We start from the raw sequence: 25,273 nt of genomic DNA, 5'->3' as shown, positions 1-25,273 counted from the left end.
CGTTCTGTTTTTGGCACTCCTCACGCATGCTCGATTTTTTCCGCAATCACAAACGCCTGATGATGTTCATGCTCATCCTCGTCATTGTGCCGGGGTTGGGTTTTGTGGGTATTCAAGGCTTCCGCGGCTTTTTTGACGAAAGCGCAAACGTCGCCGGCGTCAACGGTCACAAGATCACCCGCGCCGAGTATGACAACGCCATGCGTCAGCAGCTCGACCGCGCCCGCCAGATGCTGGGTGCGCAATTCGACATGAAGTCGTTCGACACGCCGGAGCGCCGTCGCGACATGCTCGACGGTCTGATCGAGCAGCGCGTGCTGGCCGAGGAAACGCAGCGCCTGCATCTGACCGCTTCGGACGACGCCGTGCGGCGCGTCTTGCTGAACGATCCGGTGATCTCGTCGCTGAAGAATCCCGACGGGTCGATCGACGTCGATCGTTACAAGCAATTGCTCGCGATGCAGGGCATGACGCCCGATCAATACGACGAGCGTGTGCGCTACAGCATCGCCACGCAACAACTGCCCGCCAGCATTCAGGGCAGCGCATTCACGTCGAAGACTCTCGCACAGCGTCTGACCGAACTCGCCGAACAGCAGCGCGAAGTGCAGGGCATCGCGTTCCATCCGCGTGACTATGCAGCGAAGGTGCAGCCGACCGACGCGCAACTGCAAGCCTATTACGACGCGCATCGCAACGACTTCGCCACGCCGGCCAAGGCAACGATCCAGTACCTCGTGTTGTCGCCGGCAACGCTCGCGGCTGCGGTGCAACCGAGCGACGCCGATCTGAAAAAGTATTACGACGACAACATTGCGAAGTACCGCACCGACGGCCAGGTGCGCGCGAGCCACATCCTGATCGCCGCGCCGAAAGACGCAAGCGCGGCCGACAAGGCCAAGGCGAAGCAGAAGGCTGAAGAGCTGCTTGCGCAGATCAAGGCGCATCCGGATCAATTTGCGCAGATCGCGCAACAGAACTCGCAGGATCCGGGTTCCGCATCGAAAGGCGGCGACCTGGGTTACTTCGGCCGCGGCATGATCGCGGGCGGCCAGGCATTCGATGACGCCGTGTTCGCTCTCAAGAAAGACGAAGTCAGCGGCATCGTGCAGACCGACTTCGGTTATCACATCGTCAAGGTCACGGACGTGAAACCGACCGTCACCAAGCCGTTCGACGAAGTGAAGGATGCGATCGCGAAAGATATCAAGACGCAGCAGGCGAGCAAGACCTTCAGCGACGAGTCGGAAGGCTTCACGTCGATCGTCTACGAAAAAGCGAAGAGCCTGCAGCCGGCCGCCGACAAGTACAAACTGCAATTGCAAACGGCCACGGTTACGCCGCAGCCCGACGCGAAGCTGCCGCCGGATAGCCCGCTGAACAACGCGAAATTCCTCACCGCTGTGTTCGCAAACGATGCAGTGACGGCGCGCAACAACACGCAAGCGATCGACGTCGGCGGCAATACGCTGATCGCCGCGCGCGTGACGGACTACAAGGCCGCGGCGGTACCGGCGCTCGCTACCATCAAGGACGCGGTGCGTCAGAAGGTGATCGCGGCTCAGTCGGACGAGGCGGCGCACAAGGACGGTATTGCGAAGCTGGCCGAATTGCAGAAGTCGAATGCCACGACGGGTTTCTCGTCGCCGGTGAAGGTGTCGCGTAACGTCGCACAAGGCGTACCGCCCGCGGCGTTGAGCGCAATTTACAAAGCGGATGCGCAAAAACTGCCGGCTTACGTCGGTGTCGATCTCGGCAACGACGGCTATGCGATCTATCGCGTGAACTCGGTGGCGGCTAGCGCGCCGGTCGATCCGCAGCGTCTGGCAGCGGCACAACAGCAGATTGCGCAGGTCGACGCGCAGTCCGAAGCAGAGGCTTATGTTCAAGCGCTGCGTGAACGGTCGAAGGTGAAGTTCTACGGTTCGCTCGACAGCAGCAATGCTCAGGCGAGCGGCGAATAAGCTTCGGCTCCAGCGTATCGGTAAACGCGCGGTAAAACCGCGGTACAACGCGCGGTAAGACGAAACGCTCAGATGCAAAAAAGCCCCGCAATGCAATTGCGGGGCTTTTTTTATTGTGCGAGTTTGACGAGCGCAAACTCATCGAACGGTTGGCTGCGGAGCGCTGCTCCAGACGGTTTTCAGTTGCGTTTAGTTGCCTTGTTAAAGGCAAGCGCTGATCGCACCAGTGGCGTCGCTGCCCGCGGCGCCATTCGCGCGGAAGCCGACCCACGTACCCTTGCCGGTGTACGACGGGCGTACCACTGCGGCTGCGCCATTAGGCGGCTGTTGGCCCGGAACGTAGACGTCGAGCGCCTGATCGTTTGCCAGCGTATCTTGCGACACGACTTTTTGTTGCGAGCCATCCGCCCACTTCTGCGCAATGCAGGCAGCGACGGCCTTAGGTGGTTGCTGGCTTTGCCCAACGGACTGGACGCCTGCGGGCGGTTGAGCGGCCAAGGCAGAAATTGCCACGGTCAAAGCGATTAACGGTAAGTATTTCATGTCATCTCCTCAAAAGTCGCTCAGAATCGACTCAGAGACGAGCCAGGTTGCATGGATTACGAAATTGACCTTACGGATCCATGTTCCCCAATTTTCGGAAACACGTTGTTAGCCAACTTTTCAGCGCGGCGAACTTGTGCGCAGCAACGGCTTCACAGCCGGCCACACGTTGTTGAGCAGCACGGGTTGTGCCTGCTGCGTCGGATGAATCTGGTCGGCCTGAAACATCTCCGGTTTGTCGGCGATGCCCGCGAGCAGGAAGGGCACCAGCGGTACGCGCAGTTGTTTCGACAGTTCGCCGTACAAGCCGTGGAACTTTTGTGTGTAGTCCGGGCCGTAATTAGGCGGTACATACATGCCGACCAGCACGACCTTCGCGTGACCTTGCTGAGCCTGCTCGATGATCGTGCGCAGGTTGTCTTCGGTGGTGGCGAGCGGCACGCCGCGCAACGCATCGTTGGCGCCAAGTTCGACGATCACGATGCTCGGTTTGAGTCTTTGCAGGAGCGCCGGCAAGCGGGCCCGGCCGCCGCTCGTGGTGTCGCCGCTGATGCTTGCATTGGCGACGCTATAATCGATTCGCTCGTCGGTCAGGCGCCGGCGCATCAAGGCCACCCAGCCGGTGTCGCGGGGCAGGCCGTATTCGGCGGAGATGCTGTCGCCGAGAACCACAATCACCGGCTTGGCCGCATCGGGCGCGTTGGCGGCGCGAGCCACGAAGGGCGTCGAAAACATGGCTGCGGCCAGCACGGCCGAGCCGAATGCCGTAGTCAGCGCCGCAGCGCGAGGCGCCATGGCGCGCACTTTCAACCTACGCTTCATCATGCTAAACAAAACTGATCCAGTCATTGACGTGCGGGGTTTGAGCAAGAGGGTTAAGGATGCTACGGGCGAACTGACGATTCTCGACGATATCGATCTTGCCATCGCTGCCGGCAGCAGTGTGGCGATCGTCGGTGCGTCCGGGTCGGGCAAGTCTACGCTGCTTGGCTTGCTCGCAGGATTGGACAGCGCGAGTTCGGGCTCGGTTCGGCTGCTGGGCCGCGAACTCACCGAACTGAACGAAGATGAGCGCGCCGCGTTGCGCAGCGGCTCGGTCGGTTTCGTGTTCCAGTCGTTCCAACTGATGCCGCATTTGACGGCGCTCGAAAACGTCACCTTGCCGCTGGAACTGCAAGGGGGCATCGGCACGCGCGAGGCCGCGGCGCGAGCGCGCCGCTTGCTGGAGCAGGTGGGCCTCGGGCAGCGCACCGGTCATTATCCGAAGCTGCTGTCGGGCGGCGAACAGCAACGCGTCGCGCTCGCGCGGGCGTTCGTCACGCACCCGGCGATCCTGTTTGCCGACGAGCCGACCGGCAGTCTCGATGCGGCTACGGGTCATGCGGTGATCGACCTGATGTTCGAGATGAATCGCGCGAACGGCGCTACGTTGATTCTTGTCACGCACGACATCGAGCTTGCGCGCCGCTGCGATACCACGGTGACGATCGAGGCAGGGCGATTGGCCTGAGCGTGGCGCCGCACCGCCCGGCGCATTGAGCGGTCAGCGCAAGCGCATGCGGCGCGAACGGGCGCGCCGCACACGTTCAACGCTTTAACGCAGCGCGTGCCCGCGCAATCAGCGCCGAGGTCGACGAATCGTGTTTCGCCGCATCGATGCTTGCCGCGGTCAGATCCGCCTCGACAACCTTGCCGAGAATCTTGCCCAGCTCGACGCCCCACTGATCGAACGGATTGATGTTCCATACCGACGCCTGCACCAGCACCTTGTGCTCGTAAAGCGCGATCAGGGCGCCGAGCGAACGGGCGGTCAGTGCGTCGACCAGCAGCGTGCTGGTCGGACGGTTACCCGGAAACACCAGATGCGGTGCGAGTTCCGGCGTGTCCGCGCCGGCCACCTTTTTCGCTTCTTCCAGCGTGCGGCCGAGCATCAGCGCTTCGCTCTGCGCGAAGCAGTTGGCCAGCAGCTTCGGATGATGGCTGACGAGCGGATGCTCCGGCGTCAGCACCGCGATGAAGTCGATCGGCACGATGGTCGGGCCCTGGTGCAGCATCTGGAAGAACGCATGCTGACCGTTCGTGCCCGGCTCGCCCCACGTGACGGCGGAAGTCGGATAGTCGACCATTGCGCCGTCCAGCCGCGCCGACTTGCCGTTGCTCTCCATCTCGAGCTGTTGCAGATACGACGGCAGGAAATGCAACGCTTCCGAATACGGCGCGACCAGATAGCTCTGCGAGCCGAAGAAGTTGCGATACCAGATGCCGATCATGCCGAGCAGCACCGGCAGATTCTTTTCGAGCGGCGCGGCGCGGAAATGCTGGTCCATTTCGTTGGCGCCGGCCAGGAGTTCGCCGAACTGCCGCGGACCGATCGCGATCATGATCGACAGGCCCACTGCCGACCACAGCGAATAACGGCCGCCGACCCAGTCCCACATCTCGAACACGTTCTCTTTCGCGATGCCGAACCTGACCACTTCCGCCGGGTTCGCCGACACGCCGACGAAGTGTTTGGCCAGCGCGCTTTCCGGGCAGCCTTTCTCGATGAACCAGTCGCGCAGCGAGCGCGCATTGGTCATCGTTTCGAGCGTCGTGAAGGTCTTGGAGACGATGATCGCGAGCGTTTCTTCGGGATCGATCTGCTGCATCACGTTGTACAGATCGGCGCCGTCGACGTTCGACACGAAGTGAGTGGCGATCTCCGGGCTCGCCAGATGGTGCAGCGCGTGCACGACCATCTTCGGCCCGAGGTCCGAGCCGCCGATGCCGATGTTCACGATATGGCGGATCCGTTTGCCGGTGTAGCCAGTCCAGGCGCCGCTGCGCACCTGGTCGGCGAAAGCGGCCATTCTGGCGCGCTCGGCCTGCACCTGCGCGTAGAACGGCGCTTGCGGGTCGCTGGCGCGCAGCGCGGTGTGCAAGGCGGCGCGGCCTTCGGTCGGATTGACGACGTCGCCCGCGAACATCGCGTCGCGGCGCTGTTCGACGCCGGCTTCGCGGGCGAGTTGCACCAGCAGTGTCAGGGTTTCGTCGGTGATGCGGTTCTTCGAGAAATCGGCCGCGAGACCGCCGCCCGCGAACGCAAAGCGCTCAGCACGGGTAGGGGCGGGATCGTTCTCGGGGGCGAACCAGTCGCGCAGGTGCGCATCGCGAATCTTCTCGTAATGCGTTTGCAGCGAGGACCAGGAGGGGAGCGAGTTCTGCGTCATAGCGTCCGTCTAACGAAGGGGCACGAAGAAAGGCGCGCGCGTGAAGCGCTGCCGAGGATGATGCAACGATGCTGTTAGAGCGATGCCGCGCGGCCGGGTTCGTCGCGGGTTTCGGAGAAGCTTCGCGAGCCGGCTTCGGGATGAAAGCACTCGCTGAAGTTTCGCCGCAACCCCGCAATGAATCTGTCGGGCGGCGCAGTCAATCAGTATAACGGCGTTGCGTGACAGGCGGCAGCGAGGCGGCCGCGGTTTGGGCATCTGCGGCAGACTGCGCGAGATGCGGGTTCATCGATTCGGCGCCGGATAGAACATCCGGTTCAGCAAGGTCCGCACCATCGGCGCCAGTTCTCCCGCCGTCAGGCCGGCCGGGCCGTGGCCCTGGGCGCTCAGCGTGTCGGCGGCGAGGCCGTGCAGGTAGACGCCCGCCAGCGCCGCTTCAAAGCGCGGCAAGTGTTGCGCAAGCAGGGCGCCGATGATGCCGCCGAGCACGTCCCCGGTGCCGCCTGTCGCGAGCGCGGCATTGCCGGTCGGATTGATCGCGAGGCGGCCGTCCGGCGCGGCGATCACCGTGCCGGAGCCCTTCAGCACGACGACGCCGGCAAAGCGCGCCGCCAGCGCGCGTGCCGCGGCCAGCCGGTCGCGCTGCACGGCAGGGGCGTCGGTGCCGAGGAGGCGCGCGGCTTCGAGCGGATGCGGCGTCAGCACGCACGGATCGCCTTGCACGCCGCGCGCCGTGACCGCTGCCGCAAGCGACGGGTCTTTCGAAATCAGATTCAGCGCGTCGGCGTCGAGCAGCTTGGGCGCGTCGAGGGGCAACACGTCATGCAGGACCCGCGTGGCGCGCTCGCGGTGGCCCATGCCGCAGCCGACGGCGAGCGCGTCCATCGTATCGAGCGGCAGATCGTCGATTGCGTGGAGCATCAGTTCGGGATGCGGCGGATCGTAGGGCGGCGCGCCAAGGCCCAGCAGGGCGACGTGCACTTTGCCCGCGCCGGCGTAGAGCGCCGCGCGCGCCGCGAGGATCGGCGCGCCGCACATGCCGGTGTCGCCGCCGACCACCGCGAGGCTGCCGAACGTGCCCTTGTTGGTGGCGAAATCGCGTGACGGCAGGAACGCGGCGAACAGTTCGGGCGCGTTGAGTTGCACGCCCGTGCGGCCGGAGCTGTCGATGCCGATCGGCGCCACCGTTACCGCGCCGGCGAGGTCGCGGCCTTGTGCCGTGAAGAGACCGGGCTTGGCGCCGATGAAGGTGATGGTGTGGGTGGCGCGGACCGCGTCGCCTTCGTTTTGCTCCTGGCCGACTATCGTGCCTGTATCGCTGTCGAGGCCGCTTGGGGTGTCCAGCGCCAGCACGCCGCCTTTTTTTGTTTTGCTGCGTTGCGAGAGTCGGCGGGCGGCGGTCGCGAAGACGCCTTCCAGCGGGCGCGTCAGGCCTATACCGAACATGCCGTCCACTAGCCACGTGTATTCGTCCAGCGAGGCCGGCAGTGTCGAGCTGATTGCAATGCCGGCGGCGCGGGCGTTGTTCAGGGCCCAGCGGGCGTCTTCCGGTTTTACCTCGACGGGCATGCAGAGTTCTACCGCGATGCCGGCTTTGTGGAGTTCCGTCGCCATGACCAGGGCGTCGCCGCCGTTGTTGCCCGGCCCGGCAATTAGCCACACTTTGTGCTTTGTCCTGGCGACTGACGTGTCACGGGTTATTTGCTCGCTCAGGAAGCTCGCGGCGGCTTTGCCTGCGCGGCCCATTAACGTATGAGCCGGCAACGCTGCCGATGCCTGGGTTTCCAGGATCCTCAGGTCCGTCAGGGTGAGGAGGGGGAGCGCACGGTTGTGCGGGGTGACGAGCTGCGGTGGCGTGGTGTCGGATCGGATCATGGCGGCGGCTTGGGGTTCGCCTTTTAGCAAGGTGAGTCAGCTTTTGACGCCATTATGGTAGTACGGATTGGGTGTGTGGGGCTTTTTGCCTGCGCGGCAGAAAGCCCCTGTTAAAACCGGTCCGGCCGAAGCGCCGCCAACGTATCCACGGGCAGGTCAGGCGCCGCACCGGCAATGAGATCAGCCACCAGTTTCCCTGCTCCGCATGCCAGCCCCCATCCCGCGGGGCCGTGACCCACATTCACAAAGAGACGAGGATGCAACGCGTTGCCGATCACCGGCAAACCATCCGGCGACAGCAGCTTGACCCCCTCCCACGGCAGCGCCGCGGAAATCCGTGCGGCGCCCGGGATCCAGTCGTGCGTCGCCTGGCCCAGCAGCGCAAGCGCCTCCTTGGTCAAGGCTTCGCCGAGCGGTTTGTCGATCTGGCCGGTACTTTGCAATACCGCGCCACCCGCAATCCGCAGACGGTGGTTCATCCGTGTGATCGCAATTCGCTTCACCGCATCGACGATCGCAACGTGCGGCGCACATTCCTCATGCGCAATCGGTGCAACCAGCGTGTGCAGGCGCAACGGATGCAGCGGCAGTCGCAGCCCGAGGCGTTCGAGCAGCGGCAAGCTGCCGTAGCCCGCGGCCACGACGATCGCATCAGCGTTGATGACGTCGACGTCGCGTGAACGGGACATCTTGCCGGGGCGCGCCGCCAATTCCACCGCCGGGCGCTCGCTGTCGAGGCGGATCGCCGACACTTCGCAGCCAGGCATGAATTGCACGCCGCCCTGCGTATCCAGCGTCTGTTTGATCAGCTTGGCAAACAGCGGACAGTTGGCCGTGCGCTCATGGTCGAACAGCACGCCGCCGGCGAATTCCGGATCGGTCGGCACGGAATGCTCGAATGCGGCGCATTCGGCAGGCGTCAGTACGTGATGCGGCACTTCGTATTGACGCAGCAATTCGAGCGCGGTTTGTGTCTGCTCCCATTCTTGCGCGGAGCGCACCAGATAAAGCAGGCCGTTCGCCTGTTCGAACTCCAGACCGAAGCGCGCCTCCATGTCGGCCATCGCGTCACGCGACGCCTCGATCAGCGGGCGCAGCCGCCCGTATTGCTGGCTGAACGCCTCCGGCTCCTGCAAGGTGGCAAGCTGCTTGACGAACTGGCGCGCCGGCCCGTTGAAGCCGGTCTTGCTGATGACACCGTTCTTCACGCCCTGACGGTTCGCCATGAAAGTCGGGCCGAACCAGACGTCGAGCGGGGTCGGGAGGACGGTGCCGCCGTGTCCATAGGTCGCGCCTTGCGCGACGGTCGCGTGGCGCTCGACGACGCAAACCCTGTGGCCCGCCGCGCGCAGATGATAAGCGGTGGCGACGCCAACTATCCCGCCGCCGATGACGATGACATCCATGTTCTGATTCGATTTGCCGGCGGGATACCGAAGCCCTGCATTCCGCTTAAGCGTGGCATGCGGCGCGAAGCCCGGCCTTGCTCAGGCTGTTCGCGCCGATCTGGTGAAAGGGCGAATGATAGCAGCCAAACCGATCGCTTTGTCACGCGAGAGGCGCAGGCGGCGCCCGGCGCGCTAGCCCCGAAACCCTGCCGGCACCGCGCTAACCCCCTATCTGCAAGCCCGCTGGAAGCCCGTTCCCGGGGTATAATCCCGGACTTCCTTTCCGCCTCACGTCGCCTGCACGCGCGACTCATCGGCATCACTCATCGGCATCATTAGCGACGCAACGTCAAGTCCATGGCCCACTTCTCGTGTTTCCCCGGCGCTTCGGCCCTTTCCGATTTCCGTCAAACCCGCCTGCTCGAAACGCTTACGCGCATCGACGCCAACATTACCGGCGTGCGCGGACAGTATCTGCACTTCGTCAACGCGCAAACGCCGCTCTCCGCGGAAGACAACGCGAAGATCGAAGCGCTGATGCACTACGGCCATCCGTTCGAAGAAAGCCAAGAACGCGGCTCGGCCGAAAGCTTCCTCGTGGTGCCGCGCTTCGGCACGGTGTCGCCGTGGGCCAGCAAGGCAACCGATATCGCCCATCTGTGCGGCCTCACGCAGGTGCGCCGTATCGAGCGCGGCGTCGAGTACACGGTCACGTTGAAAAGCGGCCTGCTGGGCGGCAAGAAGGCGCTCTCCGACGAAGCCCGTGCGGCGGTCGCCGCTGCGCTGCATGACCGCATGACCGAAAGCGTCGCGCCGTCGCGCGATCACGCGCTGCATCTGTTCGACGAACTGCCGGCCAAGCTGCTGCAAACCGTCGACGTGCTCGCCAACGGCCGCGGCGCACTGGAAGCGGCGAACACGGAACTCGGCCTCGCGCTCGCCGACGACGAAATCGACTACCTGGTCGACGCGTTTACGAAGCTCGGCCGCAACCCGACCGACGTCGAACTGATGATGTTCGCGCAGGCCAACAGCGAACACTGCCGCCACAAGATTTTCAACGCGCAATGGACCATCGACGACGAGCCGCAGGACATCTCGCTGTTCAACATGATCCGCAACACCGAGAAGCTGAATCCGCAAGGCACGATCGTCGCGTATTCGGACAACTCGGCGATCATGGCGGGCGGCATGGCCGAGCGCTGGTTCCCGCGCACGCCGGCTGAACCCGGCGAAAACGGGTTGCCCGAGCACTATCGCCGCAACGTCGAACTGACGCACACCTTGATGAAGGTGGAAACGCACAACCACCCGACCGCGATCTCGCCGTTCCCGGGCGCCTCGACCGGCGCGGGCGGGGAAATCCGCGACGAAGGCGCAACCGGCCGCGGCGCGCGTCCGAAGGCGGGTCTGGCGGGCTTCACGGTGTCGAATCTGGAATTGCCGGACGGCGTGGAAGCATGGGAAAACGCCCGCGACGCCGCGCAGCCGCTCGCGCACCGCAATCCGAACGACAAGCACGAAGCGTACGGCCGTCCCGACCGCATCGCGTCGCCGCTGCAAATCATGATCGACGGGCCGCTGGGCGGCGCCGCGTTCAACAACGAATTCGGCCGGCCGAATCTGGGCGGCTATTTCCGCGCTTACGAACAGAACGTGGCCGGTCTGGTGCGCGGCTATCACAAGCCGATCATGATCGCGGGCGGCATCGGCAATATTTCCGATCAGCACACGCACAAGCACGATCTGCCGGAAGGGTCGCTGCTGATCCAGATCGGCGGCCCTGGCATGCGCATCGGCATGGGCGGCGGCGCGGCCAGCTCGATGGCGACCGGCACCAACACCGCCGAACTCGACTTCGACTCGGTGCAACGCGGCAACCCGGAAATCGAACGCCGTGCGCAGGAAGTCATCAATGCGTGCTGGCAACTCGGCGAAAAGAATCCGATTCTGAGCATTCACGACGTCGGCGCGGGCGGTCTGTCGAACGCGTTTCCGGAAGTGGTGGACGGCGCGGGCAAAGGCGCGATCTTCGAACTGCGCAAGATCCAGCTGGAAGAAAGCGGTCTGTCGCCGCGCGAAATCTGGTCGAACGAAGCGCAGGAGCGTTACGTGCTGGCGATCGCGCCGGCCGATCTGCCGGCCTTCGAGGCGATGTGCCAGCGCGAGCGCTGCCCGTTCGCGGTGATCGGCACGGCCACCGCCGAGCGCCAGCTGAAGCTGATCGACGCCGAACTGAAAGACGGCGCCGCGCATCAGCCGGTCGACATGCCGATGGAAGTGCTGCTCGGCAAGGCGCCGCGCATGCATCGCGACGTCAAGCGCGTCGAGACGAAGCTCGAGCCGGTGGACGTCACCGGCATAGCGCTGTCGGACGTCGCGCTCAGCGTGTTGCGTCACCCGACGGTGGCGAGCAAGTCGTTCCTGATCACGATCGGCGACCGCTCGGTCGGCGGCACGACCGCGCGCGACCAGATGGTCGGCCCGTGGCAGGTGCCGGTCGCCGACGTCGCGATCACGACGATGGACTACGCCGGCTTTCGCGGCGAAGCGATGACCATGGCCGAGCGCACGCCGCTCGCCGTGATCGACGCGCCGGCGTCGGGCCGCATGGCGGTCGGCGAGGCGGTCACCAACATCGCGGCGGCGCCGATCGCGTCGCTCGATAAGCTCAAGCTGTCGGCCAACTGGATGGCCGCGTGCGGCGCACCGGGCGAAGACGCCGCGCTGTACGACACGGTCAAGGCAATCGGCATGGCGTTGTGCCCGGCGCTCGGCATCAGCATTCCGGTCGGCAAGGATTCGCTGTCGATGCGCACCAAGTGGGAAGACAAGGGCGTCGCGAAGGAAGTGGTCGCGCCGGTCTCGCTGATCATCTCGGCCTTCGCGCCGGTCGAAGACGTGCGCCGTCACCTCACGCCGCAACTGCGCCGCGCGAGTGGAACCGATGGCGTGGGCGATTCGGTGCTGATCGCGATCGACCTCGGCCGCGGCAAGCATCGTCTGGGCGGCAGTATCCTCGCGCAAGTCACGCAGCAGGTCGGCGACACGGTGCCGGACGTCGACGATCCGGAAGATCTGAAGCGCTTCTTCACCGCGATCCAGTCGCTCAACAGCGACGGCAAGCTGCTCGCGTACCACGACCGCTCGGACGGCGGCCTGTGGGCGACGGTGTGCGAAATGGCGTTCGCGGGTCATGTCGGCGTGTCGCTGAACGTCGACATGCTGGTGCTCGATCCGCATCACGAATCCGATTACGGCGACGCCAAAGACTGGGCCAGGCAGACCAGCGGCCGCCGCGAAGACCGCACGATCCGCGCGCTCTTCACCGAGGAACTCGGCGCGGTGATCCAGGTGCGCGCCGCGGACCGCGACGCCGTGCTGGGCGCGTTGCGCGAGCATGGTCTGTCGGCGTGCTCGCACGTGATCGGCAAAATCAACGAACGCGACACGATTGAAATCTACCGCGACGCGAAGAAGGTCTACGAAGCGCCGCGCACCGAATTGCATCGCGCGTGGAGCGAAGTGAGCTGGCGCATTTCGCGTTTGCGCGACAACCCGGCTTGCGCCGACGCCGAATACGACGCGCTGCTGGACGCGGCCGATCCGGGCATTTCGCCGGTCCTCACATTCGATCCGGCTGAAGACGTCGCCGCGCCGTTCATCCCCCAAGGGCACTTGCTTCGGGGCGCCCCCCAAGGGGACTTCCTTCGGGGCGCCCCCCAAGGGGACTTCCTTCGGGGCGTCGGCAAGGGCGCGCGGCCGCGCGTGGCGATCCTGCGTGAGCAAGGCGTGAACTCGCACCTCGAAACCGCGTACGCATTCGACCGCGCCGGTTTCGACGCGCACGACGTGCACATGAGCGACCTGTTGTCGGGCCGCGCCACGCTGGCCGATTTCGCCGGTGCGGTGGCGTGCGGCGGCTTCTCATACGGCGACACGCTGGGCGCCGGCGAAGGCTGGGCCAAGGCGATCCGCTTCAACGCGCAACTGGCCGACATGTTCGCGGCGTTCTTCGGCCGCGAAGACACGTTCGCGCTCGGCATCTGCAACGGCTGCCAGATGATGAGCAGCCTCGCGTCGATGATTCCGGGCGCCGAAGCGTGGCCGAAGTTCACGCGCAACAAGTCGGAAAAATTCGAAGCGCGCTTCTCGCTGGTCGAGGTGCAGGCGTCGCCGTCGATTTTCTTCGCCGGCATGGAAGGCTCGCGCATTCCGGTGGCGATCGCGCACGGCGAAGGCTTCGCTGACTTCTCGCAGCAAGGCGATGCGTCGAAGGTGGCCGTGGCGATGCGTTATGTCGATCACCGCGGCCAGGCCACCGAGCAATATCCGTTCAACCCGAACGGCTCGCCGGACGGCATTACCTCGGTGACGACGCCGGATGGCCGCTTCACCGTGCTGATGCCGCACACCGAGCGCGTGCATCGCGCGGTGCAGATGAGCTGGCATCCGGAAGGCTGGGGCGAGGGCGGCACGGACGGCAGCCCGTGGATGCGCGTGTTCCAGAACGCGCGCCGCTGGCTGGGTTGAGGTAAAAAAAAGGCCGCTGCATCGCGCGGCGGTCTTTTAAAAAGCAGAACGTGTAGAAATGAAAAAGCCGCCCTCGGGCAGTAATGCTGCTCCGTTAAGGTCCTTTTTTAGGTATCGAACGCTATCACGTTGATGTCGTGAATTAACGACCTGGTCGCATGTACGTCCGGGTCGTTTTTCGTTGGGTAAGGCCTTGAGCCGTCTGGTTGGTGACGCTTCCCCACGCTACATCTCCCTTTGAGGCGGCTGCTAATGCGCCCCGTCTTTTTTATTCCCGCTGTCCCGCATCGAACCGTCTGTCTCCATCCGCGTTCACGCGGGTATATCTCGCGTCAGGCGCGTACTTTGTGCCGCCGTTCGAGGACTGACGTTCCGGTTTTCGTTGTAATGGCACGTCTAAATCTGACAGATCTTGTGTGGTTTCCTACAGACCTTGATGTTCGTATTGAAAGCATTTGTTGCGCGGATGCATGGGATTCACCATTTTAGGAATTGTCGGATAGTTGGGAGGGGATGCTCCTTATAGGGTGCTTAGGCTTCAAACAAGTACAACCAATAAGGATGACGATGAAAAATAACAGACTGACCGACGGGCCAGCAGCGATGGTGGCTCGCCTGCTGGCCGTACTCATGCTGATGCTGATTGCCTTCGGCGCAAACGCGGTGGATTGCCCCATGCTCTATTCGCAGTCGGGAGCAATACCGGGTACATGGTCCTGTCCCCTTGATGTGACTGGTAATACCCCAGGGGGTATGGGCAACTACGCTTGCCTGAACGACATGGCAGGCATCAGGGCATGGTGCGCGAGTGGCGACAAGTCCGAGGACGAGACGTGTCCCGTTAGTGATCCGGTGTTCCCGGCGACGGGCAAGGTTATCCTGCCGGAACTGGATTTTGCGAGTGGTGATGCGCAGCCACTGACGTTCACACGTAGTTATCTGTCAAAGCCGTTCGATGCTGCTCCATCGACGATGGGGCAAGGGTGGGCCAACAACTGGGAGCGTCGTCTCGATCTGAGTGCCAGAAGTGGCTCGGACGGAACGGTGACAGCGTACCGTTCAGATCGCCAACCCGTTGTGTTCAGGCAGAAAAGCGGGAAGTGGGTAGCTGCTGGCCGTCCCTGGCTTTCGCTCTGGGTTGAGCAGAACGGGTTCTGGAGTCTTAAGGACCAGCTAACGGGCACTACTGAAACCTATGGTTTCGGGACCGGGGGAATCTATTCCGAAACCACGCGTACCGGCGTAGTGCGCAAGTTTCTGTTCGACAGCCGGAACCGCATGGTGCAGATCAACCAGCGCGCGATTGGTATGGGCGGTCTGCCTGTATTCAGGATCGGGCTCGAATATGACGACTCGGACCGCATTGTCAAAATGACCGATCCGGTGGGCAATGTCACCCAGTACGACTACGACACGAAGGGCAACCTTGTATCGGTGACGCGTCCAGACGGTTTCGTTCGTCAGTACCTTTACGACGATGCGCGCTTCCCTAACGCGCTCACGGGCGTCAAGGATGAAAGCGGCTCGCGTATCGCGACGTGGACATACGATGCACAAGGACGGGCAGCAACGGTCACGCATCCGGATTCGACACGTAACGCTTCTTTCAGCTATGGCAACGGCAAGACAACCGTCACCGACATGTACGGGGCGACGACCTTCAACTTCGGCTTCAATGGCTTGTGGCGCTCGAATTCGATCGTCGCGTCGGACGGTACGACCTCCCGGACATGGGATACGACGGGCAGTCTGAAGCAGAAAACGATGCCCAACGGGAATGTGCAGTACAGCTGGGACAGCGCAAACCGGGCAACAAAGGCAGCTGCAACGTTGGATGGGAAAACCACAGTTACGACGATTGAATACAGCGATTCGACCACGCTGCAGCCTCACCTGGTTGCCACGCCCGGAAAGATCCGCGCGTTCGTCTATGACGCACGCGGCAATGTCACAGGCTATGCAGAGCAGCAAACCACCGATCTGACTGGCGAACTGGGCATGAACGCCGCAAAGACGGGCAGTCTGCTAACGGTCGGGTCGCGTTACGACACCGCCGACCGGCTTCTGTCAGCCACTATCATCAGCGATGGCACGAAGCTCGAAAGCTGGACGTACGCATACGATGCAATGGGCAATATCGCGTCAGCGCAGGACGCGGTGTCCGGATGGGCGATGACGACACTTGAGCGGGACGCTGCAGACCGTGCAACTGTCGTCGCGGGCAACACCGGCAAGGCCACCATCAGCTATGACAAACGGGGTCGCGTGAGCAAGTTTGTCTACGACGAAAAGGCATCCTCTGCCAATGGGGGGCTCGCCCGTTTGCTGACTGTGCGCTATGGCTATTCGCCCGATGGCGGCGTCTCTTCCCGCAGCGCGACGGTGGCGAAAAATGGTGGCGGTGCGCAGGCAATCAGCGACGCGGAACTGGGAGTGTGGCTCATCAACTGGGAGTTGAGTAATGATCCGGTGTCGCCACCCGCTAACCTCACAGGACTCAAGTCTGACGCCAATACATTCGTTCCAGCACTCTGCGTCGAATGCTACATGACGTCAAAAGCAAAGCTGACGTGGAAGCTCTATGGTAGTGAACTGGACGCGGCATACGGAAAGTCGGGCGTCGCAATGGAGTTGATGCTAAGCGATCAGTCGCAGGTTCCCTATCCTGCCCTCGTGCCAGATTCAACTCGTTCCGCAAAGACGGCAATGCTTTACAGCAGTGTCTTCGGAGCCAGAAGCGGCGACGGTGGAATGGTAAAGTGCGGTGGCAGGGAAGATCGAGAGAGTGAATGCTTCGCGAAGTATGAATCCAATATGCGTCTGTGCGCTTCGATCGCTTACCCGATGGGCGGTGCGCGGGGCGTCGCGCTGTGCAAACAGCAGGCATTCCAAGATTATCAACAGTGCAGAGGGCATTGATGGCTATTGATCCACCGCGTTCCGTGGTTCTGAACTACGACCAAGACCGTCAACGGTTGACTGTGCAGTTAGTTGACCCAGCCAGGCTGGCCCCGCTCCTGGTTGGAATATTCGAAGTGCCGATCCTGTTAGACGAATTCGATTTCAGGCTTGACGACGAGTTCGCGCGTCGGCTTGGAGTCGCAATGCTCAACGCGATCGCGCTGGGTCAGCCAGACATCAAGCAATACATGACTGTCACGCAAGAGCCAATCGACAGGCAGTAGAGCAGTACCTCACTGCTGTCTGCCCGGACGATAGCCGCTCCCTACCGGTTGGAGCTTTCCGTCCCCGTCTTCAGGCAATGGAACCTCGGAAATTACACGTATGAAAAGCTCATACTTGAAATCCTGATAGACCGATATCCAGTTGTCAGGGTGAATCAGGAGAAAGGCGTAGAAAACCTCGTGGCAGAGCTATGAGGGGCAGAACCAAACGGCGCAATGACCAAGAAGTCCCTCTAGACGAGTTGGTCAACGCGCTGCAAGAGATCAGGAAGGCAACGATTACCGATCAGTGACGCAGAACACTCCCCACAAGGTAGGGGGTGCAGTTGTCCAAATAGAACGAAAAAGCCGCCCTCGGGCGGCTTTTCTATTCTCAACCGGCAGGCAAAAACCCGCTTACTGAATCTTCGCGTTCTTGCGCAGACCTTCTTCGAACGCTTGCAGCTTTTCCTGCTGGATCTGCTGCACGATCTGCGGACGCACTTGTTCGAGCGGCGGCGGCGTGATGTTGCGCACGTCGTCGACACGGATGATGTGCCAGCCGAATTGCGTATGCACCGGCGCGTCGGTCATCTGGCCTTTCTGCAGATGCGTGGCCGCGGCCGCGAATTCAGGCACGTAGGCCTTCGGGTCCGACCAGTCCAGGTCGCCGCCGTTCTTGCCCGATCCCGGGTCCTTCGAGTATTGCTTGGCGAGATCTTCGAAGCTCGCGCCGCCCTTGATCTTCGCGATCAGATCCTTGGCTTGCTGCTCGTTGTCGACGAGGATGTGGTGCAGGTGATATTCCTTGCCGCCCGCGTCCTTGATCAGCGCGTTGTAACGCGCGGTGACTTCGGCATCGGTCGGCTGGTTGTTCTTCACGAAGTCTTCGATCAGCGCACGCAGCACCACGGTTTGTTGTGCGACGGCGATTTGCGCCTTGATGTCCGGCCGGTTCGGCAGACCACGGCGCAGCGCTTCCTGCATCAGGATTTCGCGGTTCACCAGCTCTTCGCGCACGGCCATTTGCAGTTGCGGCGTGTTTTGCTGGCCTTGATGAACCAGTTGGTCGATCAGCGCATCGGCGCGCGCCTTCGGAATCGGCGTGCCGTTCACGACGGCGATGTTCTGTGCGAATGCAGGTGCGGCCGCAAATGCAGCCAGCAATACCCAGAGGCGGGTTTTCTTCAAGGTCATCGAAAATTTTCCTAGCGGGGCAACAAAGCGAATTCTTCGGGCGTATACGCCGTGATTGCAAGGGCGTGAATGCCGCGCTGCATGGCATCGGCCAGCGCATCATACACCATGCGATGCCGCGCCACGCGGGCCTTGCCGGCGAATGCGGCGCTCACGATCGTGACACTGAAATGACCGCCGGCGGACGCGCCGGCGTGGCCGGCGTGCTGCGCGCTGTCGTCGGTGATCTGGATCGACGTCACGGGCGCGAGCGCCGCGGTGAGGCGCGCTTCGATCAGCGCGGCGCGCTCGGCGGTGGTGGCGTGCATGAACACATCGCTCGTCATGTCATTCTTCCTTCATATACTTCGACAGCCACAAACTCTGCCCGACGATGAACACCACCAGGCACCCGGTCGCGCCGAACAGCTTGAAATTGACCCACTGGTCGGTCGTGTAGTTGTACGCGACGAACAGGTTGGCCAGTCCGAGCAGCACGAAAAACACCGCCCAGACGATATTCAGCTTGCCCCAGATCGCGTGCGGCAGCGAGATCTGCTTGCCCATCATCGCTTCGATCAGGTTCTTGTTGAAGGCCAGTTGCGAGACGATCAGCGCGACCGAAAACGCCCAGTACAGCACGGTCGGCTTCCATTTGATGAAGGTGTCGTTGTGCAGCACGAGCGTCGCGCCGCCGAACACGGTGACGACGCCGAGGCTCACCCACAGCATCGGATCGACCTTGCGGTGGCGGAACGCCACCCACGCGATCTGCACCAGCGTGGCGACGATCGCCACTGCCGTCGCCGTGAAAATGCCCCATACCTTGAAGGCGACGAAGAACAGGATGATCGGAAACAGATCGAACAGGAATTTCATTATCTGGTCGGGATTTCGGAGAGTGAGTCAGTGAGTCGGACAAGGAGGGGCGCTTTAGCCGCGCACCCGGTGGTGTGCGTGCTGAAGAGTCCGTCGCGGCGGCCGGGCGAGCCGCGCCGGCCAGTGTTGGCGGCCGCGCTTTGCCTGACTGCCGGTAACGGGTCGGCCGGTTCGCAAGCCGGACGAAGTGCGTCGCGGCCGGCCGACGATCAATGATGCAGGTGGTGCACGCCGGCCGGCAACGCGCCGGACTCCGCGCTGCGTTACTTGGGCTCGAATTGTAACGCAGCCGAATTGATGCAGTAGCGCAGGCCGGTCGGCGCCGGTCCGTCTTCGAACACATGGCCCAGATGCGCGCCGCAATTCTTGCACTGCACTTCGATGCGCAGCATGCCGTGCGAGCGGTCGGTTTTCTCGGCGATCACTTCGCCGTTGATCGGCTTGAAGTAGCTCGGCCAGCCGCAACCGGCGTCGAACTTGGTGTCCGATTCGAACAGCGGCGTGCCGCAGCAGACGCAGTCATAGATGCCGCGCTCCCAGTGGTCGTGGTAGCGGCCGGTGAACGGCCGTTCGGTGGCGGCGTGGCGCGTCACCTGATATTCGATGTCGGACAGCTGCTTGCGCCATTCCGCGTCGTCTTTCTGCACGGCCGGGGCGCCGGTCTCGAGGTCGTCGGGGTTGTTCATGGTCGGGGTTCCTGTCTCGGGTTTGTTGTTGGAGCGTGCTTGCAGCGGCGCTTCACGAAGAGCAACTGACTTCCAGCGAGCTCGCCCAATCCGGGGGCAACCCCGCATACGCTTCGTATTCCGGCTGCTCGTCGAACGGACGGCGCAGCACCGTCGCCAGACGTTCCACTTCGGAGAAGTCCTTCTCCTTGGCGCGGCGGATCGCTGTTTCCGCCAGGTGATTGCGAAGGACGAATTTGGGGTTCACACGGTTCATTGCAATGGCGCGCGCGGCGTCGTCGCGTGTTTCCTGGGACAGCCGCGCGCGGTAGTCGTTCGCCCACGCATCGAAGGCGGCGCGCTCGAGGAACAGATCGCGCGCCGGCGCGTCGCCGCTCGCATCGTGCTTCGAGAGACGCGACAGATTGCGGAACGTCAGCGTGAAGTCCGCACGGTTGGCGTGCATCATTTCGAACAGGCGATTGATCAGCGAAGCGTCGCCGGATGCATCGTCGCCGTCGCGTTCGATTTCGAGGCCGAGCTTCGCGCGCATGCGCCGCTCCAGCGCCGGCGCGAAACGGTCCTTGAAGCCGCCGAGCACACGTTGCGCGTCTTCGATCGCCTTGTCGCCGCGCACGCTTTCCTCGTGCTTTGCGCCGATGAGCGGCAGCAGGCCTTGGGCGAGGCAGAAGAGGTTCCAATACGCGATCTGCGGCTGCATACGATACGCGTAACGGCCTTGCGAGTCCGAGTGATTGCAGATGTAGCCGGCGTCGAAGCCGTCCATAAAGCCGAACGGGCCGTAGTCGATCGTGAGGCCCAGGATCGACATGTTGTCGGTGTTCATCACGCCGTGGCAAAAGCCGACCGCTTGCCATTCGACCATCAGATCGGCGGTCGACATCACCGCTTCGTTCAGCAGCGCGAGATACGGGTCGTCGGCTTCGCGGCAATGCGGATAGAAACGTTCGATTACGTGATCGGCGAGCGCACGCAGTGCGTCGGTGCGGTCGTTCGAATAGAAATGTTCGAAGTGCCCGAAGCGCACGAAGCTCGGCGCCACGCGCGTGACCACCGCGGCGGTTTCGATTTCCTCGCGCCGCACCGGCTGGTCGGAGCCGATCACGCACAGCGCGCGGGTAGTCGGAATGCCGAGGTGGTGCATCGCCTCGGAACACAGATACTCGCGAATCGACGAACGCAGCACCGCGCGGCCGTCGCCCATGCGCGAATAGGGCGTGCGCCCCGCGCCCTTGAGTTGCAGCTCGAAGCGCTGGCCGTCATGTTCGATTTCGCCAAGACCGAGCGCGCGGCCGTCGCCGAGCTGGCCGGCCCACACGCCGAACTGATGCCCTGAATACACCGAAGCGTACGGCAGCGCCTCGGCCGGCCACTCGCGCGTGGCGTTGCCGGAGAAGAGTTCGGCGAAGCCGGGATCGCTCTGGAGGCTGGGTTCCAAACCGAGCATCGCGGCGGTTTCTGCCGAGAAACCGACCATGTACGGCGCACTGAGCGGCGCCGCGGGCAGGCGCGTCAGAAACGTGCTGCCGAGCCGCGCGAACGCGCTTTCGGGCGAGGTGGCAAGAGCGTCGGAAAGAGCGGACAAAGGCCCGGATAACCCTGCAATGCTTGGGGAAAACGACATATTGAGCGCCTCTGGATTAACCGATATTGTAAGTCCGCGCCCGCGGAGCTGCTGGCAGGCCTTTTGCCCGACACCTCCCGCGTGCTGGGCGCCCTCGCCAAAGCCCCCGCGACACGTAGAAAAACGCAAGCCCCGCAAGCCCATCGCAACCCCGATTGACGGAAACAAGGCGAGGAGACCTCTCTTTATGACGACGCCGCTGCTTGGCCAGATGATGGACGTGCCGCTCACCGTGTCTTCGTTGCTCGCGCATGCCGCGCGGCATTTCGGCGATACCGAGATCGTGTCGCGGCGTATCGAAGGCGACGTGCATCGCTACACCTATCGCGACTGCGAAAAGCGCGCGAAGCAGCTGGCGCAGGCGCTGATCGCGCTGGGCGTCGAACCCGGCGAGCGGGTCGCCACACTGGCCTGGAACGGTTACCGGCACCTCGAAGCGTATTACGGCACCACCGGCTTCGGCGCGGTGTGCCACACGATCAATCCGCGCCTCTTTCCCGATCAGATCGCCTACATCGTCAATCACGCCGACGACGCCTACGTGCTGTTCGACACCACGTTCGCGCCGCTTGTCGATGCTCTGGCGCCGCAATGCCCGAAGGTGCGCGGCTGGATCGCGCTGGCCGACGAAGTGCATCTGCCGAAGATGCAAACACCCGTGCTCAGCTACGAGACGCTCGTCACCGCGCAGGACGGCAACTACGCATGGCCGCCGCTCGACGAACGCCAGGCGTCGTACCTTTGCTATACGTCCGGCACCACCGGCAATCCCAAGGGCGCGCTGTATGCGCATCGCTCGACCGTGCTGCATGCGTTCGGCGCTTCGCTGCCCGACGCGATGGGCCTGTCCGCGCGCGACTCCGTATTGCCGGTCGTGCCGATGTTCCATGTGAACGCATGGGGCATTCCGCACGCCGCGCCGCTGACCGGCGCGAAGCTGGTGTTTCCCGGCAAGGATCTCGACGGCAAATCGCTGTACGAACTGATGGAAAACGAGCGTGTCACGTATTCGGCCGGTGTGCCGACCGTCTGGCTCGGCTTGCTCAACTACCTGCGCGAGGCCGGCGTGCGCTTTTCGTCGCTGAACCGCACGGTGATCGGCGGCTCCGCGTGTCCGCCGGCGATGTTGCGCGCGTTCCAGGACGAATACGGCGTCGAAGTGATCCATGCATGGGGCATGACCGAGATGTCGCCGCTCGGCACCTTGTCGAAGCTGACGTGGGAACAAAGTCAGCGTTCGCCGGACGAGCAGCGCAAACTGCGCGAAAAGCAGGGCCACGTGATCTACGGCGTCGACATGAAAATCGTCGGCGACGATGGGCGCGATCTGCCGTGGGACGGCGTCGCGTTCGGCGATCTGCACGTGCGCGGCCCGTGGGTGATCGACCGGTATTTCCGCAAGGACGATTCGCCGCTGGTGAACGGCTGGTTCCCCACCGGCGACGTCGCCACCATCGACCAGGACAGCTTCCTGAACATCACGGATCGCTCCAAGGACGTGATCAAGTCGGGCGGCGAATGGATCAGCTCGATCGATATCGAGAACGTCGCGATCGCGCATCCGGCGGTGACGGAAGCGGCGTGCATCGCCTGCGCGCATCCGAAGTGGACCGAGCGGCCGCTGCTGGTGGTGGTCAAGCGCGCGGGTTTCGACGTGACGCGCGAAGAACTGCTCGCGTTCTATGACGGCAAGGTCGCCAAATGGTGGATTCCCGACGACGTCGTATTCGTCGAAGAACTGCCGCACACGGCCACCGGCAAGCTGCAGAAACTCAAGCTGCGCGACCTCTTCCGCGACCACGTGTTGCCGTCCGCGCTCGCAGACGAAAAGGACTGTCCGCTTGCCAGGGGAAACCCCGTCCAACGATAAATTGAACGAGCGTGCTTTTTTGTGTATCCTGCCTGCTGACCCCGGAAAAATCGGACACAAAGTTGGACAATGAGCCAACTCGATGAACCGGACGGGCGGCGCGCCATGCGCCGCTTCATCGCATGGAGGCAGGCAGATGGCAGTGGACTACACGACTCATGACGGCGTGGCCGTCATCACGCTGAACAATCCCCCCGTAAACGGCCTCGGCCTCTCGACGCGAGCGGGTATCGTCGAAGGGATCGAGCGTGCGCAGAACGATCCGGCCATCAAGGCGATCGTGCTGACGGGTGCGGGCAAAGCCTTCTCAGGCGGCGCCGACATCACCGAATTCAATACGCCCAAGGCCACTCAGGAGCCGACGCTCGCCACAGTCATCAGGACCGTCGAGAGCAGCGCGAAGCCGGTGGTCGCGGCGATTCACAGCGTCGCGATGGGCGGCGGTCTCGAACTGGCGCTCGGCGCGCATTACCGCATCGCCGCACCCGGCGCGCAGATCGCGCTGCCGGAAGTGAAGCTCGGCATCCTGCCGGGCGCGGGCGGCACGCAGCGTCTGCCGCGTGCGATCGGTCTCGAAGCGGCGCTCAACATGATCGTCTCCGGCGCGCCGGTGATGTCGGAGAAGCTGGCCGACTCGGGTCTGTTCGACGAAGTCGTCGAAGGCGATCTGGCCGAAGCGGCGCTCGCGTTTGCCCGTCAAGTCGGCGCGAAGGAAGGCCCGCATCCCAAGGTGCGCGAGCGCAAGATCGAACATCCGAATGCGGCCGGTTTCATCCAGTTCGCGCGCAACAGCGTCGCGGCTGTCGCGAAGCATTTCCCGGCGCCGCAGAAATGTATCGACGCAGTGGAAGCGGGCGTGCAGAACGGTTTCGACAAGGGTCTCGCGTTCGAGCGCGAATGCTTCATCGCGCTCGTGCAAACGCCTGAGAGCCGCGCGCTGCGTCATGCGTTCTTCGGCGAACGCGCGGCGAGCAAGATTCCCGACGTGCCATCGGATACGCCGGTGCGCGACATCAGGCAGGTCGCCGTGATCGGCGCCGGCACGATGGGCGGCGGCATCGCGATGAACTTCATCAATGCGGGTATTCCGGTCACGCTGCTGGAAACGAAGCAGGAAGCGCTCGAGCGCGGGCTGGCTACGATCCGCAAGAACTACGAAGCCACGGTCAGGAAGGGCAAGCTCAAGCCCGAGGCGCTCGAACAGCGCATGGCGCTGATCACGCCGACGCTCTCCTACGACGACCTGAAGAACGCCGACCTGATCGTCGAAGCCGTGTTCGAAGAACTCGGCGTGAAGGAGCAGGTGTTCAGGCGTCTCGATGAGATCGCCAAACCCGGCGCGATCCTCGCGTCGAATACCTCGACTCTGGACGTCGACAAGATCGCCGCGTACACGTTGCGTCCGCAGGACGTGGTCGGCATGCACTTCTTCAGCCCGGCCAACGTGATGAAGCTGCTCGAAGTCGTGCGCGGCAAGGAAACGGCGAAAGACGTGCTCGCCACCGTCATGCAACTGGCGAAGAAGATCAGGAAGACCGCGGTCGTCTCGGGCGTGTGCGACGGCTTCATCGGCAACCGGATGATCGAGCAGTACGTCCGCCAGGCGCTCTTCATGCTCGAAGAAGGCGCGCTGCCCGCGCAGGTGGACAAAGCCATCGAGAAGTTCGGCTTCGCGATGGGGCCGTTCCGCATGAGCGACCTGGCCGGTAACGACATCGGCTGGGCGATTCGCAAGCGCCGCTATCAGGAACATCCTGACATGCACTATTCGAAGATCGCCGACCGTCTGTGCGAGACGGGGCGTTTCGGGCAGAAGACCGGCGGCGGCTGGTACGACTACAAGGCGGGCGACCGCGCCGCGTATCCGTCGAAGGTGGTCGACGAGATGATCACCGCGTACTCGAAGGAAACCAACGCCGAGCGCCGCAAGATCAGCGACGAGGAAATCGTCGAACGCCTCGTGTTCGCGCTCGTGAACGAAGGCGCGAAGATTCTCGAAGAAGGCATTGCGTCGAAGGCGTCGGACATCGACATGGTCTATCTGACCGGCTACGGCTTCCCGCTGTATCGCGGCGGTCCGATGCTGTACGCGGACACGGTCGGCCTTTACAACGTGGAGCGCGCGATTCGCCGCTACGCGTCGCAGCAGAACGGCGATGCGTGGCAGTTGGCGCCGAGCATTGCGGAGCTGGCGGCGAAGGGCCGTGGCTTTAATGGCTGACCGGGCTGACCGGGCTGACCGGGCTGAACGGCCGCCCGGCTGAAAATGAGTGAAACGAGTGGGCGGCGCGGCTGAGCGAAAACGCCGGCGCGCCGCCATCGACATCTGGAAGTACCAGCCAACTTGTATGGGACCCGTGTA

At 63.2% G+C, this 25,273-nt stretch carries 17 protein-coding genes; 7 read left to right on the top strand and 10 right to left on the bottom strand.

The window, feature by feature from the left end:
• Nucleotides 1-26 precede the first annotated feature (26 nt).
• Nucleotides 27-1,964: a SurA N-terminal domain-containing protein gene (locus AC3WLT_RS21440; RefSeq protein WP_492593693.1), complete on the top strand. Its 1,938-nt coding sequence runs from the start codon at nt 27-29 to the stop codon at nt 1,962-1,964.
• 201 nt (nt 1,965-2,165) lie between these two features.
• Here AC3WLT_RS21440 and AC3WLT_RS21435 read toward each other — a convergent pair whose 3' ends face one another.
• Both AC3WLT_RS21435 and AC3WLT_RS21430 read right to left on the bottom strand, forming a co-directional pair.
• Nucleotides 2,166-2,507 carry a hypothetical protein gene (locus tag AC3WLT_RS21435; protein WP_492593692.1) on the bottom strand — a complete coding sequence of 114 codons (342 nt, stop codon included), beginning with the start codon at nt 2,505-2,507 and terminating at the stop codon, nt 2,166-2,168.
• Between the two features lie 120 nt (nt 2,508-2,627).
• Complete coding sequence (locus AC3WLT_RS21430) at nt 2,628-3,302, bottom strand: arylesterase (RefSeq protein WP_492593691.1); 675 nt, start codon at nt 3,300-3,302, stop codon at nt 2,628-2,630.
• Between the two features lie 28 nt (nt 3,303-3,330).
• On the opposite strand from AC3WLT_RS21430, the gene AC3WLT_RS21425 reads away from it, so the two are divergent.
• Nucleotides 3,331-4,017 carry an ABC transporter ATP-binding protein gene (locus tag AC3WLT_RS21425; RefSeq protein ID WP_115099920.1) on the top strand — a complete coding sequence of 229 codons (687 nt, stop codon included), beginning with the start codon at nt 3,331-3,333 and terminating at the stop codon, nt 4,015-4,017.
• A gap of 76 nt (nt 4,018-4,093) precedes the next feature.
• Here the strand turns inward: AC3WLT_RS21425 and pgi are convergent, their stop codons facing one another.
• The 3 genes from pgi to AC3WLT_RS21410 form a co-directional block, all read right to left on the bottom strand.
• On the bottom strand, nt 4,094-5,716 hold the full coding sequence (gene pgi / locus AC3WLT_RS21420; protein ID WP_492593690.1) for a glucose-6-phosphate isomerase: 1,623 nt from the start codon (nt 5,714-5,716) through the stop codon (nt 4,094-4,096).
• 285 nt (nt 5,717-6,001) lie between these two features.
• On the bottom strand, nt 6,002-7,591 hold the full coding sequence (locus tag AC3WLT_RS21415) for an NAD(P)H-hydrate dehydratase (RefSeq protein WP_492593689.1): 1,590 nt from the start codon (nt 7,589-7,591) through the stop codon (nt 6,002-6,004).
• Nucleotides 7,592-7,701: 110 nt separating this feature from the next.
• A complete protein-coding gene (locus AC3WLT_RS21410; protein WP_492593688.1) occupies nt 7,702-8,997 on the bottom strand; it encodes an FAD-dependent oxidoreductase in 1,296 nt (431 codons plus the stop codon).
• Nucleotides 8,998-9,336: 339 nt separating this feature from the next.
• On the opposite strand from AC3WLT_RS21410, the gene purL reads away from it, so the two are divergent.
• The 3 genes from purL to AC3WLT_RS21395 all read left to right on the top strand — a co-directional run bounded on the left by purL (nt 9,337) and on the right by AC3WLT_RS21395 (nt 16,697).
• The gene (purL, locus tag AC3WLT_RS21405; protein WP_492593687.1) at nt 9,337-13,512 is read left to right on the top strand and encodes a phosphoribosylformylglycinamidine synthase; all 4,176 of its coding nucleotides are present in this window, start codon (nt 9,337-9,339) and stop codon (nt 13,510-13,512) included.
• 567 nt (nt 13,513-14,079) lie between these two features.
• A complete protein-coding gene (locus tag AC3WLT_RS21400) occupies nt 14,080-16,431 on the top strand; it encodes a DUF6531 domain-containing protein (RefSeq protein WP_492593686.1) in 2,352 nt (783 codons plus the stop codon).
• On the top strand, nt 16,431-16,697 hold the full coding sequence (locus tag AC3WLT_RS21395) for a hypothetical protein (protein ID WP_492593685.1): 267 nt from the start codon (nt 16,431-16,433) through the stop codon (nt 16,695-16,697). The genes AC3WLT_RS21400 and AC3WLT_RS21395 overlap by 1 nt, the downstream gene beginning before the upstream one ends.
• A 396-nt stretch (nt 16,698-17,093) precedes the next feature.
• Here the strand turns inward: AC3WLT_RS21395 and AC3WLT_RS21390 are convergent, their stop codons facing one another.
• From AC3WLT_RS21390 to AC3WLT_RS21370, 5 genes are all read right to left on the bottom strand, one after another.
• Nucleotides 17,094-17,873: a peptidylprolyl isomerase gene (locus tag AC3WLT_RS21390; protein WP_492593684.1), complete on the bottom strand. Its 780-nt coding sequence runs from the start codon at nt 17,871-17,873 to the stop codon at nt 17,094-17,096.
• Between the two features lie 11 nt (nt 17,874-17,884).
• Nucleotides 17,885-18,199, bottom strand: a complete 315-nt coding sequence (locus AC3WLT_RS21385; RefSeq protein WP_492593683.1) for a BolA family protein — start codon at nt 18,197-18,199, stop codon at nt 17,885-17,887.
• A gap of 1 nt (nt 18,200) precedes the next feature.
• Nucleotides 18,201-18,731 carry a septation protein A gene (locus AC3WLT_RS21380; RefSeq protein ID WP_492593682.1) on the bottom strand — a complete coding sequence of 177 codons (531 nt, stop codon included), beginning with the start codon at nt 18,729-18,731 and terminating at the stop codon, nt 18,201-18,203.
• Between the two features lie 263 nt (nt 18,732-18,994).
• Nucleotides 18,995-19,417, bottom strand: a complete 423-nt coding sequence (gene msrB, locus AC3WLT_RS21375; RefSeq protein WP_492593681.1) for a peptide-methionine (R)-S-oxide reductase MsrB — start codon at nt 19,415-19,417, stop codon at nt 18,995-18,997.
• Nucleotides 19,418-19,469: 52 nt separating this feature from the next.
• Nucleotides 19,470-21,041, bottom strand: coding sequence for a protein adenylyltransferase SelO (locus tag AC3WLT_RS21370; protein WP_492593680.1), 1,572 nt, complete (start codon nt 21,039-21,041; stop codon nt 19,470-19,472).
• Nucleotides 21,042-21,228: 187 nt separating this feature from the next.
• On the opposite strand from AC3WLT_RS21370, the gene AC3WLT_RS21365 reads away from it, so the two are divergent.
• Both AC3WLT_RS21365 and AC3WLT_RS21360 read left to right on the top strand, forming a co-directional pair.
• A complete protein-coding gene (locus tag AC3WLT_RS21365) occupies nt 21,229-22,911 on the top strand; it encodes a 3-(methylthio)propionyl-CoA ligase (protein ID WP_492593679.1) in 1,683 nt (560 codons plus the stop codon).
• Between the two features lie 136 nt (nt 22,912-23,047).
• Nucleotides 23,048-25,132: a 3-hydroxyacyl-CoA dehydrogenase NAD-binding domain-containing protein gene (locus tag AC3WLT_RS21360; protein ID WP_492593678.1), complete on the top strand. Its 2,085-nt coding sequence runs from the start codon at nt 23,048-23,050 to the stop codon at nt 25,130-25,132.
• Nucleotides 25,133-25,273 lie beyond the last annotated feature (141 nt).

The sequence above is a fragment of the Paraburkholderia sp. FW306-2-2C-D06C genome (assembly GCF_058781505.1).
The sequence above is the reverse complement of the archived record's forward strand: the minus strand, read 5'-3'. Positions and strand labels throughout refer to the sequence as shown.

Coding starts and splice junctions, on each gene's coding strand:
- AC3WLT_RS21440 (WP_492593693.1), top strand. CDS start 27: ATGCTCGATTTTTTCCGCAATCACAAACGCCTGATGATGTTCATGCTC.
- AC3WLT_RS21435 (WP_492593692.1), bottom strand. CDS start 2,507: ATGAAATACTTACCGTTAATCGCTTTGACCGTGGCAATTTCTGCCTTG.
- AC3WLT_RS21430 (WP_492593691.1), bottom strand. CDS start 3,302: ATGGCGCCTCGCGCTGCGGCGCTGACTACGGCATTCGGCTCGGCCGTG.
- AC3WLT_RS21425 (WP_115099920.1), top strand. CDS start 3,331: ATGCTAAACAAAACTGATCCAGTCATTGACGTGCGGGGTTTGAGCAAG.
- pgi (WP_492593690.1), bottom strand. CDS start 5,716: ATGACGCAGAACTCGCTCCCCTCCTGGTCCTCGCTGCAAACGCATTAC.
- AC3WLT_RS21415 (WP_492593689.1), bottom strand. CDS start 7,591: ATGATCCGATCCGACACCACGCCACCGCAGCTCGTCACCCCGCACAAC.
- AC3WLT_RS21410 (WP_492593688.1), bottom strand. CDS start 8,997: ATGGATGTCATCGTCATCGGCGGCGGGATAGTTGGCGTCGCCACCGCT.
- purL (WP_492593687.1), top strand. CDS start 9,337: ATGGCCCACTTCTCGTGTTTCCCCGGCGCTTCGGCCCTTTCCGATTTC.
- AC3WLT_RS21400 (WP_492593686.1), top strand. CDS start 14,080: ATGAAAAATAACAGACTGACCGACGGGCCAGCAGCGATGGTGGCTCGC.
- AC3WLT_RS21395 (WP_492593685.1), top strand. CDS start 16,431: ATGGCTATTGATCCACCGCGTTCCGTGGTTCTGAACTACGACCAAGAC.
- AC3WLT_RS21390 (WP_492593684.1), bottom strand. CDS start 17,873: ATGACCTTGAAGAAAACCCGCCTCTGGGTATTGCTGGCTGCATTTGCG.
- AC3WLT_RS21385 (WP_492593683.1), bottom strand. CDS start 18,199: ATGACGAGCGATGTGTTCATGCACGCCACCACCGCCGAGCGCGCCGCG.
- AC3WLT_RS21380 (WP_492593682.1), bottom strand. CDS start 18,731: ATGAAATTCCTGTTCGATCTGTTTCCGATCATCCTGTTCTTCGTCGCC.
- msrB (WP_492593681.1), bottom strand. CDS start 19,417: ATGAACAACCCCGACGACCTCGAGACCGGCGCCCCGGCCGTGCAGAAA.
- AC3WLT_RS21370 (WP_492593680.1), bottom strand. CDS start 21,041: ATGTCGTTTTCCCCAAGCATTGCAGGGTTATCCGGGCCTTTGTCCGCT.
- AC3WLT_RS21365 (WP_492593679.1), top strand. CDS start 21,229: ATGACGACGCCGCTGCTTGGCCAGATGATGGACGTGCCGCTCACCGTG.
- AC3WLT_RS21360 (WP_492593678.1), top strand. CDS start 23,048: ATGGCAGTGGACTACACGACTCATGACGGCGTGGCCGTCATCACGCTG.